The 13,363-nt window shown below is 51.3% G+C and carries 15 protein-coding genes; 2 read left to right on the top strand and 13 right to left on the bottom strand.

The annotated features are described in order from the left end of the window. Window positions 1-12: 12 nt before the first annotated feature. The 6 genes from GA565_RS22805 to pmbA form a co-directional block, all read right to left on the bottom strand. A complete protein-coding gene (locus GA565_RS22805) occupies window positions 13-789 on the bottom strand; it encodes a DUF4311 domain-containing protein (protein ID WP_055774354.1) in 777 nt (258 codons plus the stop codon). Between the two features lie 79 nt (window positions 790-868). After that, the gene (locus GA565_RS22810) at window positions 869-1,165 is read right to left on the bottom strand and encodes a DUF4312 family protein (RefSeq protein WP_055774351.1); all 297 of its coding nucleotides are present in this window, start codon (window positions 1,163-1,165) and stop codon (window positions 869-871) included. Next, window positions 1,165-1,530, bottom strand: coding sequence for an SFCGS family glycine-rich protein (locus GA565_RS22815; RefSeq protein ID WP_152201039.1), 366 nt, complete (start codon window positions 1,528-1,530; stop codon window positions 1,165-1,167). Before GA565_RS22815 ends, GA565_RS22810 begins: the two co-directional genes overlap by 1 nt. Window positions 1,531-1,608: 78 nt before the next feature. Continuing rightward, complete coding sequence (locus GA565_RS22820; protein WP_152201041.1) at window positions 1,609-1,929, bottom strand: PRD domain-containing protein; 321 nt, start codon at window positions 1,927-1,929, stop codon at window positions 1,609-1,611. A gap of 283 nt (window positions 1,930-2,212) precedes the next feature. Next, complete coding sequence (cybC, locus tag GA565_RS22825; RefSeq protein ID WP_152201042.1) at window positions 2,213-2,599, bottom strand: cytochrome b562; 387 nt, start codon at window positions 2,597-2,599, stop codon at window positions 2,213-2,215. A gap of 191 nt (window positions 2,600-2,790) precedes the next feature. Then, the gene (pmbA, locus tag GA565_RS22830) at window positions 2,791-4,131 is read right to left on the bottom strand and encodes a metalloprotease PmbA (RefSeq protein WP_152201044.1); all 1,341 of its coding nucleotides are present in this window, start codon (window positions 4,129-4,131) and stop codon (window positions 2,791-2,793) included. A 161-nt stretch (window positions 4,132-4,292) separates the two neighbouring features. Here pmbA and yjgA point away from each other — a divergent pair, with 161 nt between their 5' ends. After that, a complete protein-coding gene (yjgA, locus tag GA565_RS22835; protein ID WP_152201046.1) occupies window positions 4,293-4,841 on the top strand; it encodes a ribosome biogenesis factor YjgA in 549 nt (182 codons plus the stop codon). 72 nt (window positions 4,842-4,913) lie between these two features. Here the strand turns inward: yjgA and GA565_RS22840 are convergent, their stop codons facing one another. The 6 genes from GA565_RS22840 to aaeX all read right to left on the bottom strand — a co-directional run bounded on the left by GA565_RS22840 (window position 4,914) and on the right by aaeX (window position 10,498). Then, window positions 4,914-5,207 (bottom strand): barstar family protein, encoded by a 294-nt coding sequence (locus tag GA565_RS22840; protein WP_152201047.1) that lies wholly within the window; start codon window positions 5,205-5,207, stop codon window positions 4,914-4,916. Between the two features lie 4 nt (window positions 5,208-5,211). Continuing rightward, complete coding sequence (locus GA565_RS22845) at window positions 5,212-5,601, bottom strand: ribonuclease domain-containing protein (protein WP_226951056.1); 390 nt, start codon at window positions 5,599-5,601, stop codon at window positions 5,212-5,214. A gap of 90 nt (window positions 5,602-5,691) precedes the next feature. After that, window positions 5,692-7,152: an NAD-dependent succinate-semialdehyde dehydrogenase gene (locus GA565_RS22850; protein WP_152201050.1), complete on the bottom strand. Its 1,461-nt coding sequence runs from the start codon at window positions 7,150-7,152 to the stop codon at window positions 5,692-5,694. Window positions 7,153-7,384: 232 nt separating this feature from the next. Further along, window positions 7,385-9,343, bottom strand: a complete 1,959-nt coding sequence (gene aaeB, locus GA565_RS22855; RefSeq protein WP_152201051.1) for a p-hydroxybenzoic acid efflux pump subunit AaeB — start codon at window positions 9,341-9,343, stop codon at window positions 7,385-7,387. Between the two features lie 11 nt (window positions 9,344-9,354). Continuing rightward, window positions 9,355-10,287, bottom strand: a complete 933-nt coding sequence (aaeA, locus tag GA565_RS22860) for a p-hydroxybenzoic acid efflux pump subunit AaeA (protein ID WP_152201053.1) — start codon at window positions 10,285-10,287, stop codon at window positions 9,355-9,357. 7 nt (window positions 10,288-10,294) lie between these two features. Then, window positions 10,295-10,498, bottom strand: coding sequence for a p-hydroxybenzoic acid efflux pump operon protein AaeX (gene aaeX / locus GA565_RS22865; protein ID WP_055774314.1), 204 nt, complete (start codon window positions 10,496-10,498; stop codon window positions 10,295-10,297). 307 nt (window positions 10,499-10,805) lie between these two features. On the opposite strand from aaeX, the gene aaeR reads away from it, so the two are divergent. After that, window positions 10,806-11,738 carry an HTH-type transcriptional activator AaeR gene (gene aaeR, locus GA565_RS22870; protein ID WP_152201055.1) on the top strand — a complete coding sequence of 311 codons (933 nt, stop codon included), beginning with the start codon at window positions 10,806-10,808 and terminating at the stop codon, window positions 11,736-11,738. A gap of 103 nt (window positions 11,739-11,841) precedes the next feature. Here aaeR and tldD read toward each other — a convergent pair whose 3' ends face one another. Beyond that, window positions 11,842-13,287, bottom strand: a complete 1,446-nt coding sequence (gene tldD, locus GA565_RS22875; protein ID WP_152201057.1) for a metalloprotease TldD — start codon at window positions 13,285-13,287, stop codon at window positions 11,842-11,844. Between the last annotated feature and the right edge of the window lie 76 nt (window positions 13,288-13,363).

Below are 13,363 nucleotides of genomic sequence, written 5' to 3' on the forward strand. Positions count from 1 at the left end.
TTTCATGTCCCCTTATTTGCCACTGAGTGAGTTATGGATGCCGTTCAGCCACGTTGGGACGTCAAGCATGAAAGACTGCAACAGTTTCACGTCGAACCCACGGAAGAAGCCGCTCAGCACGAACAGAGCAATAATCGCGCCCATCATCACTTTAGTGACGTGGTTCCAGCCGCCCTCTTCAACGCCTTTGCCGATCAGAATACCCAGCACCAGACCCGGTACGGCGTTGCCCATAATCATCTGCGCCAGACCACCAAAAATGGTACCCCAGAAGCCTGAACGACGGCCTGCATCAATCGCCGCCAGCCAGAAGATGACCGGCATCACCGTGTTGACCAGCATGTTGGCAGCAGGTACCAGCACTTTGATTGCCGTGACCTGTAGAGCAGGCGGAACCGCAGAAGCCGTCGTGTTCAGGAAGGCAACGACAATCATGCCGATGATGCCGCCAGCAATCGCCATCTTACGCGGGTCATGCAGGGTTTCAGCCACGTTGCGATTTTTCATCATCAACACGGCAGCGGCCCAGTTAGGAATAATGCGGTGGTCGACGTCCTGAGTGAAGGAGCCTGCCGCCACGGATGACGCCCAGGCGTTGAAGAAAAAGCCCAGTCCGAAAGAGAAGTGTGAAGCCGGATCCCCTTCGCAAGAATTCAGCTCGCCCAGCGTACGAAAAGCCCCCATCCCCTGTACGGTGGGTGCGTGGAACATACGTGCAGCACCTGCACCTACGCCAACGCCCACCAATCCGCCGATAATAAGCGACTTGAATAAGATAATTAAAAACATCAGGTTATCCTTGTGATTTTATATACTCGGCAAGAAAAGCTGCGCACCCTGCGGCGACAGCTCTCCCTGTGGCGAATATTTATTTCTTGGTGAATATGACCTGTTCGGTATTAATCACGGTCATATTGACGGTGATGTCTAACGCGACGTAATAACTCTTCCTTTCCCTGGCCAGAAAGAAGAACAAAAATTTCTCTCTGGTAACCTTCTCTTCTGCTGTAATGACCTTGACGTCCTGCGGTTCAATGCGCAGCAAAATATTATCAGTAGATTTAAGAACGGTTCTTTGGACCTGGCTAAGCGCCGAGGAAAAAGCCGCAGCTTTTGTCTCGCCTTTTCCCTCAACCTTGACCGTGGTAGTTAAATTTTGCTTCATTACGGCTGGCCATTTTTCTTGATATAAGTTTCAACCAATTTTTGACCCAATTCTTCTTTGTCCATAAAACCAAAACCCAGTACTTTACAACCTTCATTAATTGCCGTTACGCCTTCATCAACAGAACGCATACCGTGTTTAGCTTTGTATTTGTATTTATTCTGGGCAGTGATTGCACCTGCACCGCCGCTGCCGCAGAAGGAGATACCAAAGGTTGCACCTTCCGCATTCATCACGTCGCCCAGTTTCATGTCGGCCGCAACGCCAGGAATAACAATGGCTTTACCACCCGCTGCTTCTACGCCTGCTGCAACTTTCTGGCCTTTACCTAAGCGGTCGCCGATAACTACGATGACTTGTCCCATATTTAAACTCTCCAGATAAGTTGTTTATGACGTTAAAAATACGACGTTATGAATAAATAGATTTTAAAATCTTCACGATTAGTGGTTATTATCTTTCGCCACTTCGAAATGTACCGAGAGTAAATAGGCTTCCTCAATCGGCAAATTACCCAGCATATCGACAACCTTTTCCGCCATTGTCATCGACTCTGCCGATATTTCATCAAACAGTTCTTTTTCAACTTCCGGCAATGGCTCGCCGGTAATAGAGCGCAACACCATGGCTTTAACGTGAGAAGTTAACATCTGTTGCTGAACGTCGTTGGTAAATATATTTTCAGCGTTCAACATCTTTTGAATATCAGCCAATAACTGTTCGGTTCTTTCTGGCGCATCTTTTAATTCAAGTGCATTCTTCATAACAATCTGCTCTGCCCCTTTTACAGATGCGATCCCATTATTTACTGGCAACCACTTTCATCTGTTCTTACCCTACTCGCATGACGAATTAGTGTGTAGACGGTTTTTTTCCAGTTCAAACTGGAAATGGCGAGCACTGAGCAGATCCATTTCTCAAAAATGCAATTAGAAGGCACATACCGCGGGTCGATTAAGATTTAGCAGTGGAAATGACTGGGAAATGCGCAGAGGTCAATGCCCCTTCCCCGCTCATTTTTGGCGGAGAAGGGTCTAGGAACGGGGACTATTTAAATTTCTTATGATTTTCGTTGCGAGTTTCTTTAAAACCTTCGGCCTCTTTCTTCGCATCGGCCAGTTTATCGGCTTTTGCCAACTCAGAGGCTTTATCGATCTGACCAATCAGCGTATCTAGACCTTTGTGATAGTCCTGAATCTCAGGGCTATTATCTGGCTTGGAGTCAAATTTAGGCGGTTTGGATTTTTTAGCATCCTGCGCCGCTGCCTTCATTTTTTCCAAGCCAGCCAGGAAGTCTGCCTTGCTGTCAGTTTTCAAAATCTTGCCGTAGTTATCGGCAATCGTGTCCATATCTGTTTCTAAATCGGCCGCCATTGACTGGATACTCCAGCCCAGCAGGGCAACCGTCGCTAATGCAATAACATGTTTACGCATGCTCACCTTCCATTTATTTTTTGATTTATTAGAAATAACGACATTGTTTGTGGGACTATTGCTGCCATTAACATAAGTGCAACACCAGGCAATTGGCACCCCTTTTTTGTAAAGAATGTTAAGTGACAGGGGGCTGAGCAGCAGAAAGGCAGCGACGGCGGGCCCGTCGCTGTTATAGAAGATGTTACATTTTATTCGCCGGCGATTTTCATCTCTGGCAGGATAATGGAGCCACACTGAATATTGCTGCGCGTTTCAATGTCGCTGCCAATACTGACCATGTTGCGCAGCATATCTTTTAAGTTCCCGGCGATGGTTATTTCGCTAACCGGATACTGAATTTCACCGTTTTCGACCCAGAAACCGGCCGCACCGCGCGAGTAATCGCCGGTGATGCCGCTCACTGCCTGACCCATCAACTCAGTCACCAGCAGGCCTTTGCCCAACTTACGCAGCATCGCGTTAAAATCGTCACCTTGACCCGCAATGCGCCAGTTGTGAATGCCACCCGCATGGCCGGTGGTTTGCAGGCCGAGTTTGCGAGCGGAGTAGCAGGTCATTAGCCATGTTTGCAGTACGCCCTCTTTCACAATATCGCGGCGCTGGGTGCGAACGCCCTCGCTGTCAAACGGCGTTGACGCCATGCCCTTCAGCAGATGAGGATGCTCTTCAACGGTAACCCACTCAGGAAGAATCTGTTTACCCAGGCTGTCGAGCAGGAAAGAAGATTTGCGATAGATGCTGCCGCCGCTGATTGCGCCGACTAAATGCCCGAAAAGCCCGGTAGCGACTTCGGCGGCAAACATCACCGGCGCTTTCATGGTCGGCAGTTTGCGCGGAGAAAGGCGTGACAGCGTGCGGCGAGCGCACTCTGCCCCTACCCACTCTGGGCTTTTGAGTTCGTCGATTGAGCGGGCAATGGTATAGGCATAATCGCGCTCCATATCACCCGCTGCTTCGGCAATGACTGATGCGGAGAGGGAGTGACGGGTCGAACAATAGCTTTTCAACATGCCGTGGCTGTTGCCGAACACGCGAATTCCGTAATGACTGTTGAAGCTGCCGCCTTCGGTATTGGTAATGCGTTTATCCACGGCCAGCGCGGCCTGTTCAGCTTGCGCCGCAAGCTCTATTCCACGATCGGCGTCGAGTTCGGTTGGGTGGAATAGGTCGAGATCCGGTGCGTCAAAGGCCAGCATCTGCTCATCGGCTACGCCTGCGAAAGGATCTGGCGAGGTATAGCGCGCAATGTCCAACGCCGCCTGCACGGTGCGAGCAATCGCGTCTGGGCTGAGATCGGTAGAGGACGCGCTACCTTTACGTTGTTGATAATACACAGTAATGCCGAGTGCGCCGTCGCTGTTAAACTCAACATTTTCAACTTCACCAAAGCGGGTGCTTATCCCAATACCGGTTGTTTTACTGACTGCCACTTCCGCGCCGTCAGAACCAGCTTTCGCTAACTCCAGAGCCTGCGCCACGGCCTGTTCCAGCGTTTTACGTTGCTCAGCCACTTGAGTGGTTACGTTCATCAGCCCGCCCTTCTTTTGAATAAGGTGTTAAGTAAAAAGTTGCAGATAATTACCTTCATATTCTTCAGAGTCTAACAGAGACTTAGCACAATTTCGCATTCCGTCTGGGTCTTTTGGTGCCAACCGTGCGATAATGCGCCCAAGAATTTTAAGGATCCATAATGACTAAGAAAATAGAAGACTGGCTCGACGATGTTCCTGAAGAGAACAACGAAGAAGATGAAGAGATCATCTGGGTCAGCAAGAGTGAAATCAAACGTGATGCAGAAGCACTGAAAGATCTCGGTGCCGAGATGGTTGATCTGGGAAATAACTCCCTCGACAAGATCCCGCTCGATGAAGACTTGCGTGCTGCGATCAATCTCGCGCAGAAGATCAAGAAAGAAGGCCGCCGTCGCCAGATGCAGCTTATTGGTAAAATGCTACGTTCACGCGACATTGAACCTATTCAAACCGCGCTCGACAAACTGAAGAATCGCCATAACCAACAGGTTTCGCTGTTCCACAAGCTTGAGGTTCTTCGCGACCGTCTGGTTGAAGAAGGTGATGACGCGGTGCCGGCAGTATTGGATCTTTATCCGCAGGCCGACCGTCAGCAGCTGCGTGCGCTGGTGCGTAACGCGCAGAAAGAGAAGGCTGCCAACAAGCCGCCAAAGGCTTATCGCCAAATCTTCCAGTACCTCCGTGAACTGGCTGAAGCTAAACAATAACCCTTGTTTTGACGCTGTAGCTACGTGTAAAGGCCCGTTATCGCGGGCCTTTACTATTTATGGGTTACTAGGTTAGAAATCAGGCTTAGGCTTAGCTTTATCGAACACGTTAAATCGCAGCGCACCCTCCAACTCTTCTTCCGCCTCTTCGAACAGCAGTACCAACGCGCCAAAGCGTCTTTTGCGCCCGACATTCAGGTTGATAAAATCAATTTCTACCGGCAGCGCGATGCCGCCTGTCACTTCATCCCACAGCGCATCCAGATTCGCGCCAAATTGTTCGTTGAGCGTAAATTGATGGGCAAAATCGGCATAAAAGGCCGCCAGGTCCGGGATATGATTAAAATCGAAAACCACTTTTTTCATTTTTTTACTCCACCCGAACTACATTCTTATAGTGATTACGGCTGACATAGATAAGGCCATCATTGGCGAACAGCACGCGATCGGCACCGCGTCGTCCGCAGTGGTAGTTAATATCGGCCTCACGCCACACGCGACCCGGCGCTGACGGCAAACTCTGCTCTCGGTTGGAAAAACGGTCTCCGCCAATCGCCTTACCCGGCAGCACCTGGCAAAGATTCCCGGCGCGAGCATCCCAACCGGCATCTCGCGCCTGTCTTTTGGTGACATAAAAATCAGGCAGGCGGTGATTTTGTCGCAGGTAGCTAACGACATTATTTTCCGCCGTTAATGACTCAATATTTCCCTGAGCAGGGTGGAAAAAACTCATCTTCGCCACCGAACTGCCGCTAAGCATCAACAACAGTGCCGCCATTAGCAGATTAATCCCGCGCCATCTCTTTACTGCTCTCATTGTCACCTACTTTTAGAATAGACAGATCCCAGCCTACAGATTGCCAAGATGCAGCGTTTTAACCTGCAGATATTCTTCCAACCCCAGTACTGAACCTTCTCGGCCAAGCCCGGACTCTTTCACGCCACCAAACGGCGCCACTTCGGTCGAAAGCGCGCACTCGTTAATGCCAATCATGCCGCTTTCAATCGCATCCGCCACGCGGAAAACGCGCTGCAGATTTTGGGTATAAAAATAAGCCGCCAGGCCAAATTCTGAATCATTGGCGCGCTTAACGGCTTCTTCTTCGGTTTGAAAACGGAAACAGGCAGCCAGTGGGCCAAACGTCTCTTCGGACGCCACTTTCATCTGGTCGTTTGCCTGCGCTATGACCGTCGGCTGGAAGAAATTGCCGCCCAACTTATGCCGCGCCCCGCCGGTCAACAGCTTGCCGCCGTGTTCTAAGGCATCTTTAACATGTTCTTCAACCTTTTCAAGTCCTTTAATATTTATTAACGGACCAACGATGACGCCCTCCTCCATGCCGTTACCCACTTTGAGTTGACTCACTTCATCGGCCAAACGTTTAACAAAGGTGTCATAGATGCCGTCCTGCACGTAAATGCGGTTAATCGACACGCAAACCTGCCCGGCGTTACGGAATTTACAGGCCAGCACACCGTCAATCGCGGCATCGATGTCGGCATCATCAAACACGATGTAGGGTGCATTCCCCCCCAGCTCCATCGAGACTTTTTTCATGGTATCGGCACTGTTGCGTACCAGCGTTTTGCCGACTTCTGTTGAACCGGTAAACGAGATTTTTCTCACTGCACTGCTGGCCATAATTGCGTCGCTGATAGCCGAAGTATCGCCCGCCACGCCGTTGATCACGCCATCCGGCACGCCCGCCTGCTTCGCCAGCTCGAGCAATGCAAAGGCCGACAACGGCGTGTTATTAGCAGGTTTGATGAGTCCGGTGCAGCCCGCAGCCAGCGCAGGCCCCAGCTTGCGGGTTAGCATCGCCAGAGGAAAATTCCATGGCGTAATGGCGGCCACTACACCAACGGGTTCGCGGGTGGCAAGAATGCGTGACCCCGATTTTACCGGAGGGATAATTTCCCCGTTGGCGCGCTTGGCTTCTTCGCCAAACCACTGCAGGAAGCTGGCGGCATATTCCACCTCACCCAGCGCTTCCTTCAACGGCTTACCCTGCTCAGCCACCATCAGTTCGCCAAGGAACTGCTTGTTTTCAATCATTAACTCATACCAGCGATGTAAAATTTCGGCGCGAGCCTTGCCGGTGGTTTTACGCCATGCGGGAAAGGCTTCGCTAGCAGCCTTGATTGCGGCTTCTGTTTCGGCCTTTCCGGCCCGTGAAACTTTAGCAACAACGTCCCCGGTAGCAGGATTTTCAACGTCAAAAGTTTCAGTGGTTTTCTTCCAGGAACCGGCAACGAAATAGCCAGTTTTAAACAGCTGATGTTCTGAAAGTTTCTTTTGTTGAGTCGACATAACGATCCTTTCGGTTGAGCGGGATTCACCAGGGTTTTCGGCGAAAAATAAGGAATAATTGATGCTTAAGTATAGTCATTAATCACCCGCCCGCTGAGGTAGCACATCCGTCTACTGTGCTTTTCAGACTGCTTAACCCCAAGGTTTCATGCACCATTTCTACACATAGGCAATAAAAAAGGCTGACGCATTCATGGCGTCAGCCTTTTGTTTTCTTGTTGCTAGCGTTCGCTTACTGCAGGAAAGCCCGCTGGTAATTGTGCAACAGGTTGCACAAGCGCCTGACAGGTTCAGTGACCTTCGGTGGCGCATCGTATTCCACCAGTTTTTGCTGATACTCTCCCATCTCTTTCAACAGACGCTGATAGTAGTACTCACGCTTGCCTTCACGTTGGGAGGAGACTACCCGATCGGCCGTGTGGCGGATCTGCTTATGGAACGCCGAAAGCTCTTCGTTGACCGGCACTTCTGCCAGCTTCAGCCGTTGATGGGCAATGATAAGCTGCAGCGCCAGACGATATTTACCGATGTCATTCGGAAACAGCACCAGCAGCTGATTCAACTGATGATAAAGCGCCGGCAGATGATTTTCACGACGACGATAGGCCTTGGTGGTAAGCGCCGATACCGCACTACTGACAAAACGGTTAAGCAGCGTACGTCCGGTTTTATCACGTGATTTGTCGCGAATAAGCGAAAGCACGACCAACGCAATCACACAGCCAATGGCCTGGCCGGTCGCGTTATCGAGGAAACTGGTCACGTCAAAGGTCATTGGGTTACTGAGCACCAGAATGTTGATACAGCCCACCAGTAGGCCCAATACGCCTAAACGACGTTTTTGAACCTCGATCCCGATAACAAAGATAAAGATGCCGAGCGACAGGCAGAGCAAGAATAAACTTTGCTGCGTCCACGGCAGAATAACCATGTAAAACAAAGAACCTATCGGGATAGCTGCCAGCATGCCAACCATAAAGTCGATAGCCATCATGCGAGGATTCGGCGTGCGCATCGCCAGTGAGGTAATCACCGCGATAATGACGATACACCCTGACCCTGAGGTCCAGCCGGTCCACAGCCATAGCAAACAGCCAATGGCGCTTGAGACGAAGGTACGCAGGCCGTTAATCATGGCGTGATGCATTTCGGCCGAGGCGGGTTTCACCACCACTTCACCGCTCAGCACATTGTTTTCAGTGCTGCTAATGCTGCTGTTGGTGTGAATGCCTTTAATCATTAACAATGCACGGCTGCCGGAGCCTATCCACGAATAGAGCGGCAAAGCGATGCTATCAGTTGGGATCGTGGTGGCAATCTGGCGCAGCTGCTTCATTTTTTTACGCACGTCCTGCAAATTTTCAACCGGCTCGTTGACTAGCTGTTTTATCCCTTCCGGCACCAGCTCCGGCGTGGTCTGCATAATAATGTACGTTTCGCACGCCTGTGTGATCATGCCCAATGAGATGCTGTGCAGAGCCTTAAGCCGGCGGTTAACGCGCTGCCAGCGGGAAGACTCCATCATCAGACTGCCGCGCATGGCATTGATAGCGGTACTGCTTTTAACCAGCGTGTTCCAGGCTTTATCCATTTCTTCTTTTTCAGCCTGATTGACACTCAGCTTGATCAACATGAACTGGTCGAGCATCAGCTGGTCCACGGCACGATCGATGTCTTTCTTAATAGAACGCGGTGAGAAAATCAGGTCGGCAAAAATAGCGGCGCAAATACCCACCACGATTTCACTGCATCGTTCGACGGCAAACTGCGGGGCTTCAACCACATTAGAAGATGACAGCACCACAATGATAAGCGCCGTGTAGCCCGCCAGGCCAAAAGCGTAGGAGTTTTCTACCCGTACTACGGTCGACCACCAGGTACAGAAGCCGGCCCAAAGGCAGCACACCAACAGCATCAGAGCGGGTGCACGAGCAAAGGTCATAATGATGGCAATAGCGGCAATACAGCCGATAAATGTGCCGATAACGCGCAAAATACCGCGATGGCGGATAGCCCCGGCAAAAGGTTCCCCCCCCGCCACCAGAGCGGGACCGGCGGCCACGATGGCCGCGGTCATCGCCGACCAGCGTGGTGTTTCTAGCTGAAGATAAAACCCGAAAACCAGCGCACCCAAAATGGCAAAGGTCAACTTGCAGGCGAATCGCATGCGTAGGAGTGTCTGGCTATTCATTTTATTTTCTCTTAACCAAACTCGCGCAGACGGTGCAGGAATTTAGTAAACCAAGAGCCGTGCTCTACGCGGTCATGCTCACCGGCGACCACAACGGTAGCGGTAGTGCCTGCCGGATACGGATGTTTTTCATCCATGTCGTCGAGGGTGATTTTAACCGGTACGCGCTGCGCAAGGCGCACCCACTCAAGGTTGCTGTCGATAGTCGCCAGGCCGTTGCTGGCGGCGGTGCTGCTGCTGTTCGTGACCGCGGCGGCTACGCTGTCTACCGTGCCATGCAGGATGCGATTACTGCCCAGCGGCGTTATCTCGACGCGATCGCCGATACGCACGCGTGCCAGTTTTGTTTCTTCCATGTAGGCCAGCACGTAGAAGGTGTGCTCTTTCACCAGCGCCACGGTGGTTTCACCGCGGGTAATAAAGTCACCAGGGTGAACGGTAAGGTTGGTTATCCAGCCATCGGCCGGGGCCACAACGACGGTACGCTGCAGGTCAAGCGCTGCTGCATCTGCCGTTGCCTTGGCTTTTGCCAACTGGTGAAGAGTGGTTTGCAAATCACTGGTCGCCTGCTCAATGGCCTCGATAGACATCGCCTGCGTGCCGAGTTTGACGCGGCGATTAGCCTCACGTTTTTTCTCGTCTGCCAGCGCCTGATAATAGGCAACGTCGGCATTGGCCTGATCTAATGCCACCTGATAGCGAGGTTGGTCAATCTTGAAAAGCACATCACCCTTAGCCACCAACTGGTTATCGCGCACCGGCACGTCTGTCACCAGCCCGGCGACGTCGGGAGCAATCGCCACAACGTCGGCGGTGAATTTTGCGTCACGCGTCCAGGGAGATTCAGTATAAAAGACCCAGGCACGGAAAATCGCGATGGCGGCCAGGACCACAATGATAAACGTTATTGCGTAACGTATTATTTTTATTGATAAGTTTTTCACGACAGCCTCAGACGAAAGCGCAGGATATTAGATAGAAGAGACAGCAATACAAAGCCGTATTAAATAATGCCGGATGCCAGACAAAATCATAGATCCCCGTAGGCGTCAAAATCCGGCGCAGTATAAAAAATACCAGCAACGCCAACAGTATTTCGAAGAAAACCGGGGGAAACGACAATCCGAAAATCACCATTACCGGAAGCAAACTCATGGATATTTCCTTAGACTCATACCACAAAGGTAAAAACGCACAGCAGTCCTCATATTATTTATTAATTTTAACATTACCGCGCGTTTCTGATTCAGAATTTTCAACAATACCGGCACACTTCAAGAGATGACTCTTTAAAGCATGTGCAGAAGACTAGCGTTGGATTGCCAGAAAAGTCGGCGAAGGTAAGATAATGGGTTTCACTGCATCCGAACTTGAGGCTTTTATCTGGACAAGTATATTAGCCTGCTTATTATCAAGTTATCAACATTCTGTGATCACAATCACTTTTAAGCTGGGCTTAACAATGGACCGATTAAAACGCATGTCGATTTTTGCTCAGGTGGTTGAAAGCGGCTCGTATACTGCGGCTGCCCTGCGCCTTCATATGAGCGTTTCCGCCATCAGCCAAAGCATCAGCAAGCTTGAAAATGAATTACAAATCAAGCTATTAAATAGAAGCACCCGCAGCCTTGGCCTGACGGAAGCCGGTAAGATTTACTACCAGGGCTGCCACAAAATGCTGCATAACGTGCGCGAAGTGCACGAGCAATTATACGCTTTTAATAACACGCCAACCGGTACATTACGCATCGGCAGCTCCTCAACAATGGCACAAAATGTTCTTGCTGCCATGACGGCCGAGATGCTGAGTGAGTACCCGGGGCTCACAGTGAATCTGGTTACCGGAATTCCTGCACCGGATCTGATCTCAGATGGCCTGGATATTGTGATCCGCGTCGGCAAGCTGCAGGATTCGAGCCTGTTCTCCAAGCATCTAGGGTCGATGCCGATGGTAGTTTGTGCGGCAAAAAGCTATCTAATTCAGCACGGTAAGCCCGAAGCACCGGCAGACATGGTTAACTTCTCATGGCTGGAATATAGCGTGCGGCCAGACAGTGATTTCGACCTTATTTCCCCTGAAGGTCAGGCGATACGCATTCATCCTCAGGGGCGTTTTGTCACTAATGATTCACAAACCATGATCCGCTGGCTGAAATCCGGCGTCGGTATCGCCTATATCCCGCTGATGTGGATTATTGATGAGATAAACAGGGGGGAAGTCGAGATTCTGTTTGGCAACTATCAATCAGAACCGCGCCCGGTGTATGCATTGCACACTGAAAAAGACAAACTGCCGCTGAAGGTGCAGGTGTGCATTAATTATCTGACGGATTATTTCAAAGAAGTGAGCAAGGTTTATCGGCAGCATCGCAAAAGAGAACCGGGTGCGAAATAGCGCCCGTCGGCAAGAGAGCAAATCCCCAGCAGCTTACACAAGTAAGTCACTGGGGTGAACGAACGCAGCCAACGCAACGGTGGCTTTAAGGACACCGGTTATTTTAAGCGGTGCCGCCGACAGTCAGGTTGTCCAGCTTCAACGTTGGCTGACCTACGCCAACCGGCACGCTTTGGCCTTCTTTACCACAGACCCCTACGCCCTTGTCGAGTGCCAGATCGTTACCGACCATTGAAATCTGCTGCATGGCTTCAATCCCGGAGCCTATTAGCGTTGCGCCCTTCACCGCCTTGGTGATGCGGCCTTTCTCAATGAGATAGGCTTCAGAGGTTGAGAACACAAATTTACCCGAGGTGATATCGACCTGACCGCCGCCAAAATTGGGCGCATACAGGCCGTATTCCACGCTGCTGATAATATCTTCCGGCGTAGACTTGCCACCGAGCATGTAGGTGTTGGTCATGCGCGGCATCGGCAGGTGTGCATAAGACTCACGGCGACCGTTACCCGTTGGCGCGACGCCCATCAGGCGCGCGTTGAGCTTATCCTGCATGTACCCCTTCAATATACCGTTTTCTATCAGTACGTTGTACTGTCCTGGCACGCCTTCATCATCGACCGAAATAGAACCACGACGGCCCTGCATCGTGCCATCGTCAACCACAGTGCACAGCTCGGAGGCCACCAGCTTGCCCATCTGACCGCTAAAGACCGAGGTGCCACGGCGGTTAAAATCACCTTCAAGTCCGTGACCCACGGCCTCATGCAACAGTACACCTGGCCAACCTGCACCCAGAACAACCGGCATGGTGCCAGCCGGTGCGGCAACCGCTGTCAGATTAACCAACGCCATACGCACCGCTTCACGGGCATAGTTATCGGCAATAACCTCACCGTCGGCGGTTTCAAGGAAGTATTCATAGCCAAAACGACCGCCGCCACCGCTTGCGCCGCGCTCACGACGACCGTCCTGCTCAACCAGTACGCTCACAGACAGGCGCACCAGCGGGCGAATATCGGCCGCCAGAGTACCGTCGGTTGCCGCAACCAGCACGCTTTCATAAACGCCGCTGATGCTGGCAGACACTTCCTGCACGCGGCTGTCGGCAGAGCGAGCGACTTTGTCTACGCGATGCAGCAGGGCAATTTTCTCTTCACGCGGCATACTTTGCAGTGGGTCAGCCAGCGTATAGAGCGCAGCATGATGGATTGCGCCCAAAGTATGGACCTTGCCATTGCCCTGATCGCGCACGATGCTGCGGGCGGCCAATGCGCTTTGATTCAAGGCATTAAGGGTAATTTGGTCGGCGTAGGCAAAACCGGTTTTTTCACCGCTTACTGCGCGAACGCCAACGCCTTGGTCGATATTGTACGAGCCGTCTTTAATAATGCTGTCTTCAATGACCCAGGCTTCGTGAAAACTGGACTGGAAAAAGAGATCGGCATAATCGAGACGGCGCTCAGCCAACTGGCCTAATACCGAAAACAGGTCTTGTTGACTCAGGTTATTAGCGGTTAGTAACCGCTCACTGACTAGGGCCAGACTCATAATTTCTTCACTCTCTTTGGTCATGTAAAGTCAATGTACAGCCTACCACAGTGTGGACCCGGCCAACACCGTGAAG

This window comes from Rouxiella sp. S1S-2 (assembly GCF_009208105.1).
Taxonomy (GTDB): domain Bacteria; phylum Pseudomonadota; class Gammaproteobacteria; order Enterobacterales; family Enterobacteriaceae; genus Rouxiella.

Bases quoted from the DNA above. Each gene is read 5' to 3' on its own strand.
- aaeR (WP_152201055.1), top strand. From the start codon at position 10,806: ATGGACCGATTAAAACGCATGTCGATTTTTGCTCAGGTGGTTGAAAGC.
- GA565_RS22805 (WP_055774354.1), bottom strand. From the start codon at position 789: ATGTTTTTAATTATCTTATTCAAGTCGCTTATTATCGGCGGATTGGTG.
- GA565_RS22845 (WP_226951056.1), bottom strand. From the start codon at position 5,601: ATGCTTAGCGGCAGTTCGGTGGCGAAGATGAGTTTTTTCCACCCTGCT.
- cybC (WP_152201042.1), bottom strand. From the start codon at position 2,599: ATGCGTAAACATGTTATTGCATTAGCGACGGTTGCCCTGCTGGGCTGG.
- GA565_RS22815 (WP_152201039.1), bottom strand. From the start codon at position 1,530: ATGGGACAAGTCATCGTAGTTATCGGCGACCGCTTAGGTAAAGGCCAG.
- yjgA (WP_152201046.1), top strand. From the start codon at position 4,293: ATGACTAAGAAAATAGAAGACTGGCTCGACGATGTTCCTGAAGAGAAC.
- aaeB (WP_152201051.1), bottom strand. From the start codon at position 9,343: ATGAATAGCCAGACACTCCTACGCATGCGATTCGCCTGCAAGTTGACC.
- GA565_RS22810 (WP_055774351.1), bottom strand. From the start codon at position 1,165: ATGAAGCAAAATTTAACTACCACGGTCAAGGTTGAGGGAAAAGGCGAG.
- tldD (WP_152201057.1), bottom strand. From the start codon at position 13,287: ATGAGTCTGGCCCTAGTCAGTGAGCGGTTACTAACCGCTAATAACCTG.
- GA565_RS22840 (WP_152201047.1), bottom strand. From the start codon at position 5,207: ATGAAAAAAGTGGTTTTCGATTTTAATCATATCCCGGACCTGGCGGCC.
- GA565_RS22850 (WP_152201050.1), bottom strand. From the start codon at position 7,152: ATGTCGACTCAACAAAAGAAACTTTCAGAACATCAGCTGTTTAAAACT.
- pmbA (WP_152201044.1), bottom strand. From the start codon at position 4,131: ATGAACGTAACCACTCAAGTGGCTGAGCAACGTAAAACGCTGGAACAG.
- aaeX (WP_055774314.1), bottom strand. From the start codon at position 10,498: ATGAGTTTGCTTCCGGTAATGGTGATTTTCGGATTGTCGTTTCCCCCG.
- GA565_RS22820 (WP_152201041.1), bottom strand. From the start codon at position 1,929: ATGAAGAATGCACTTGAATTAAAAGATGCGCCAGAAAGAACCGAACAG.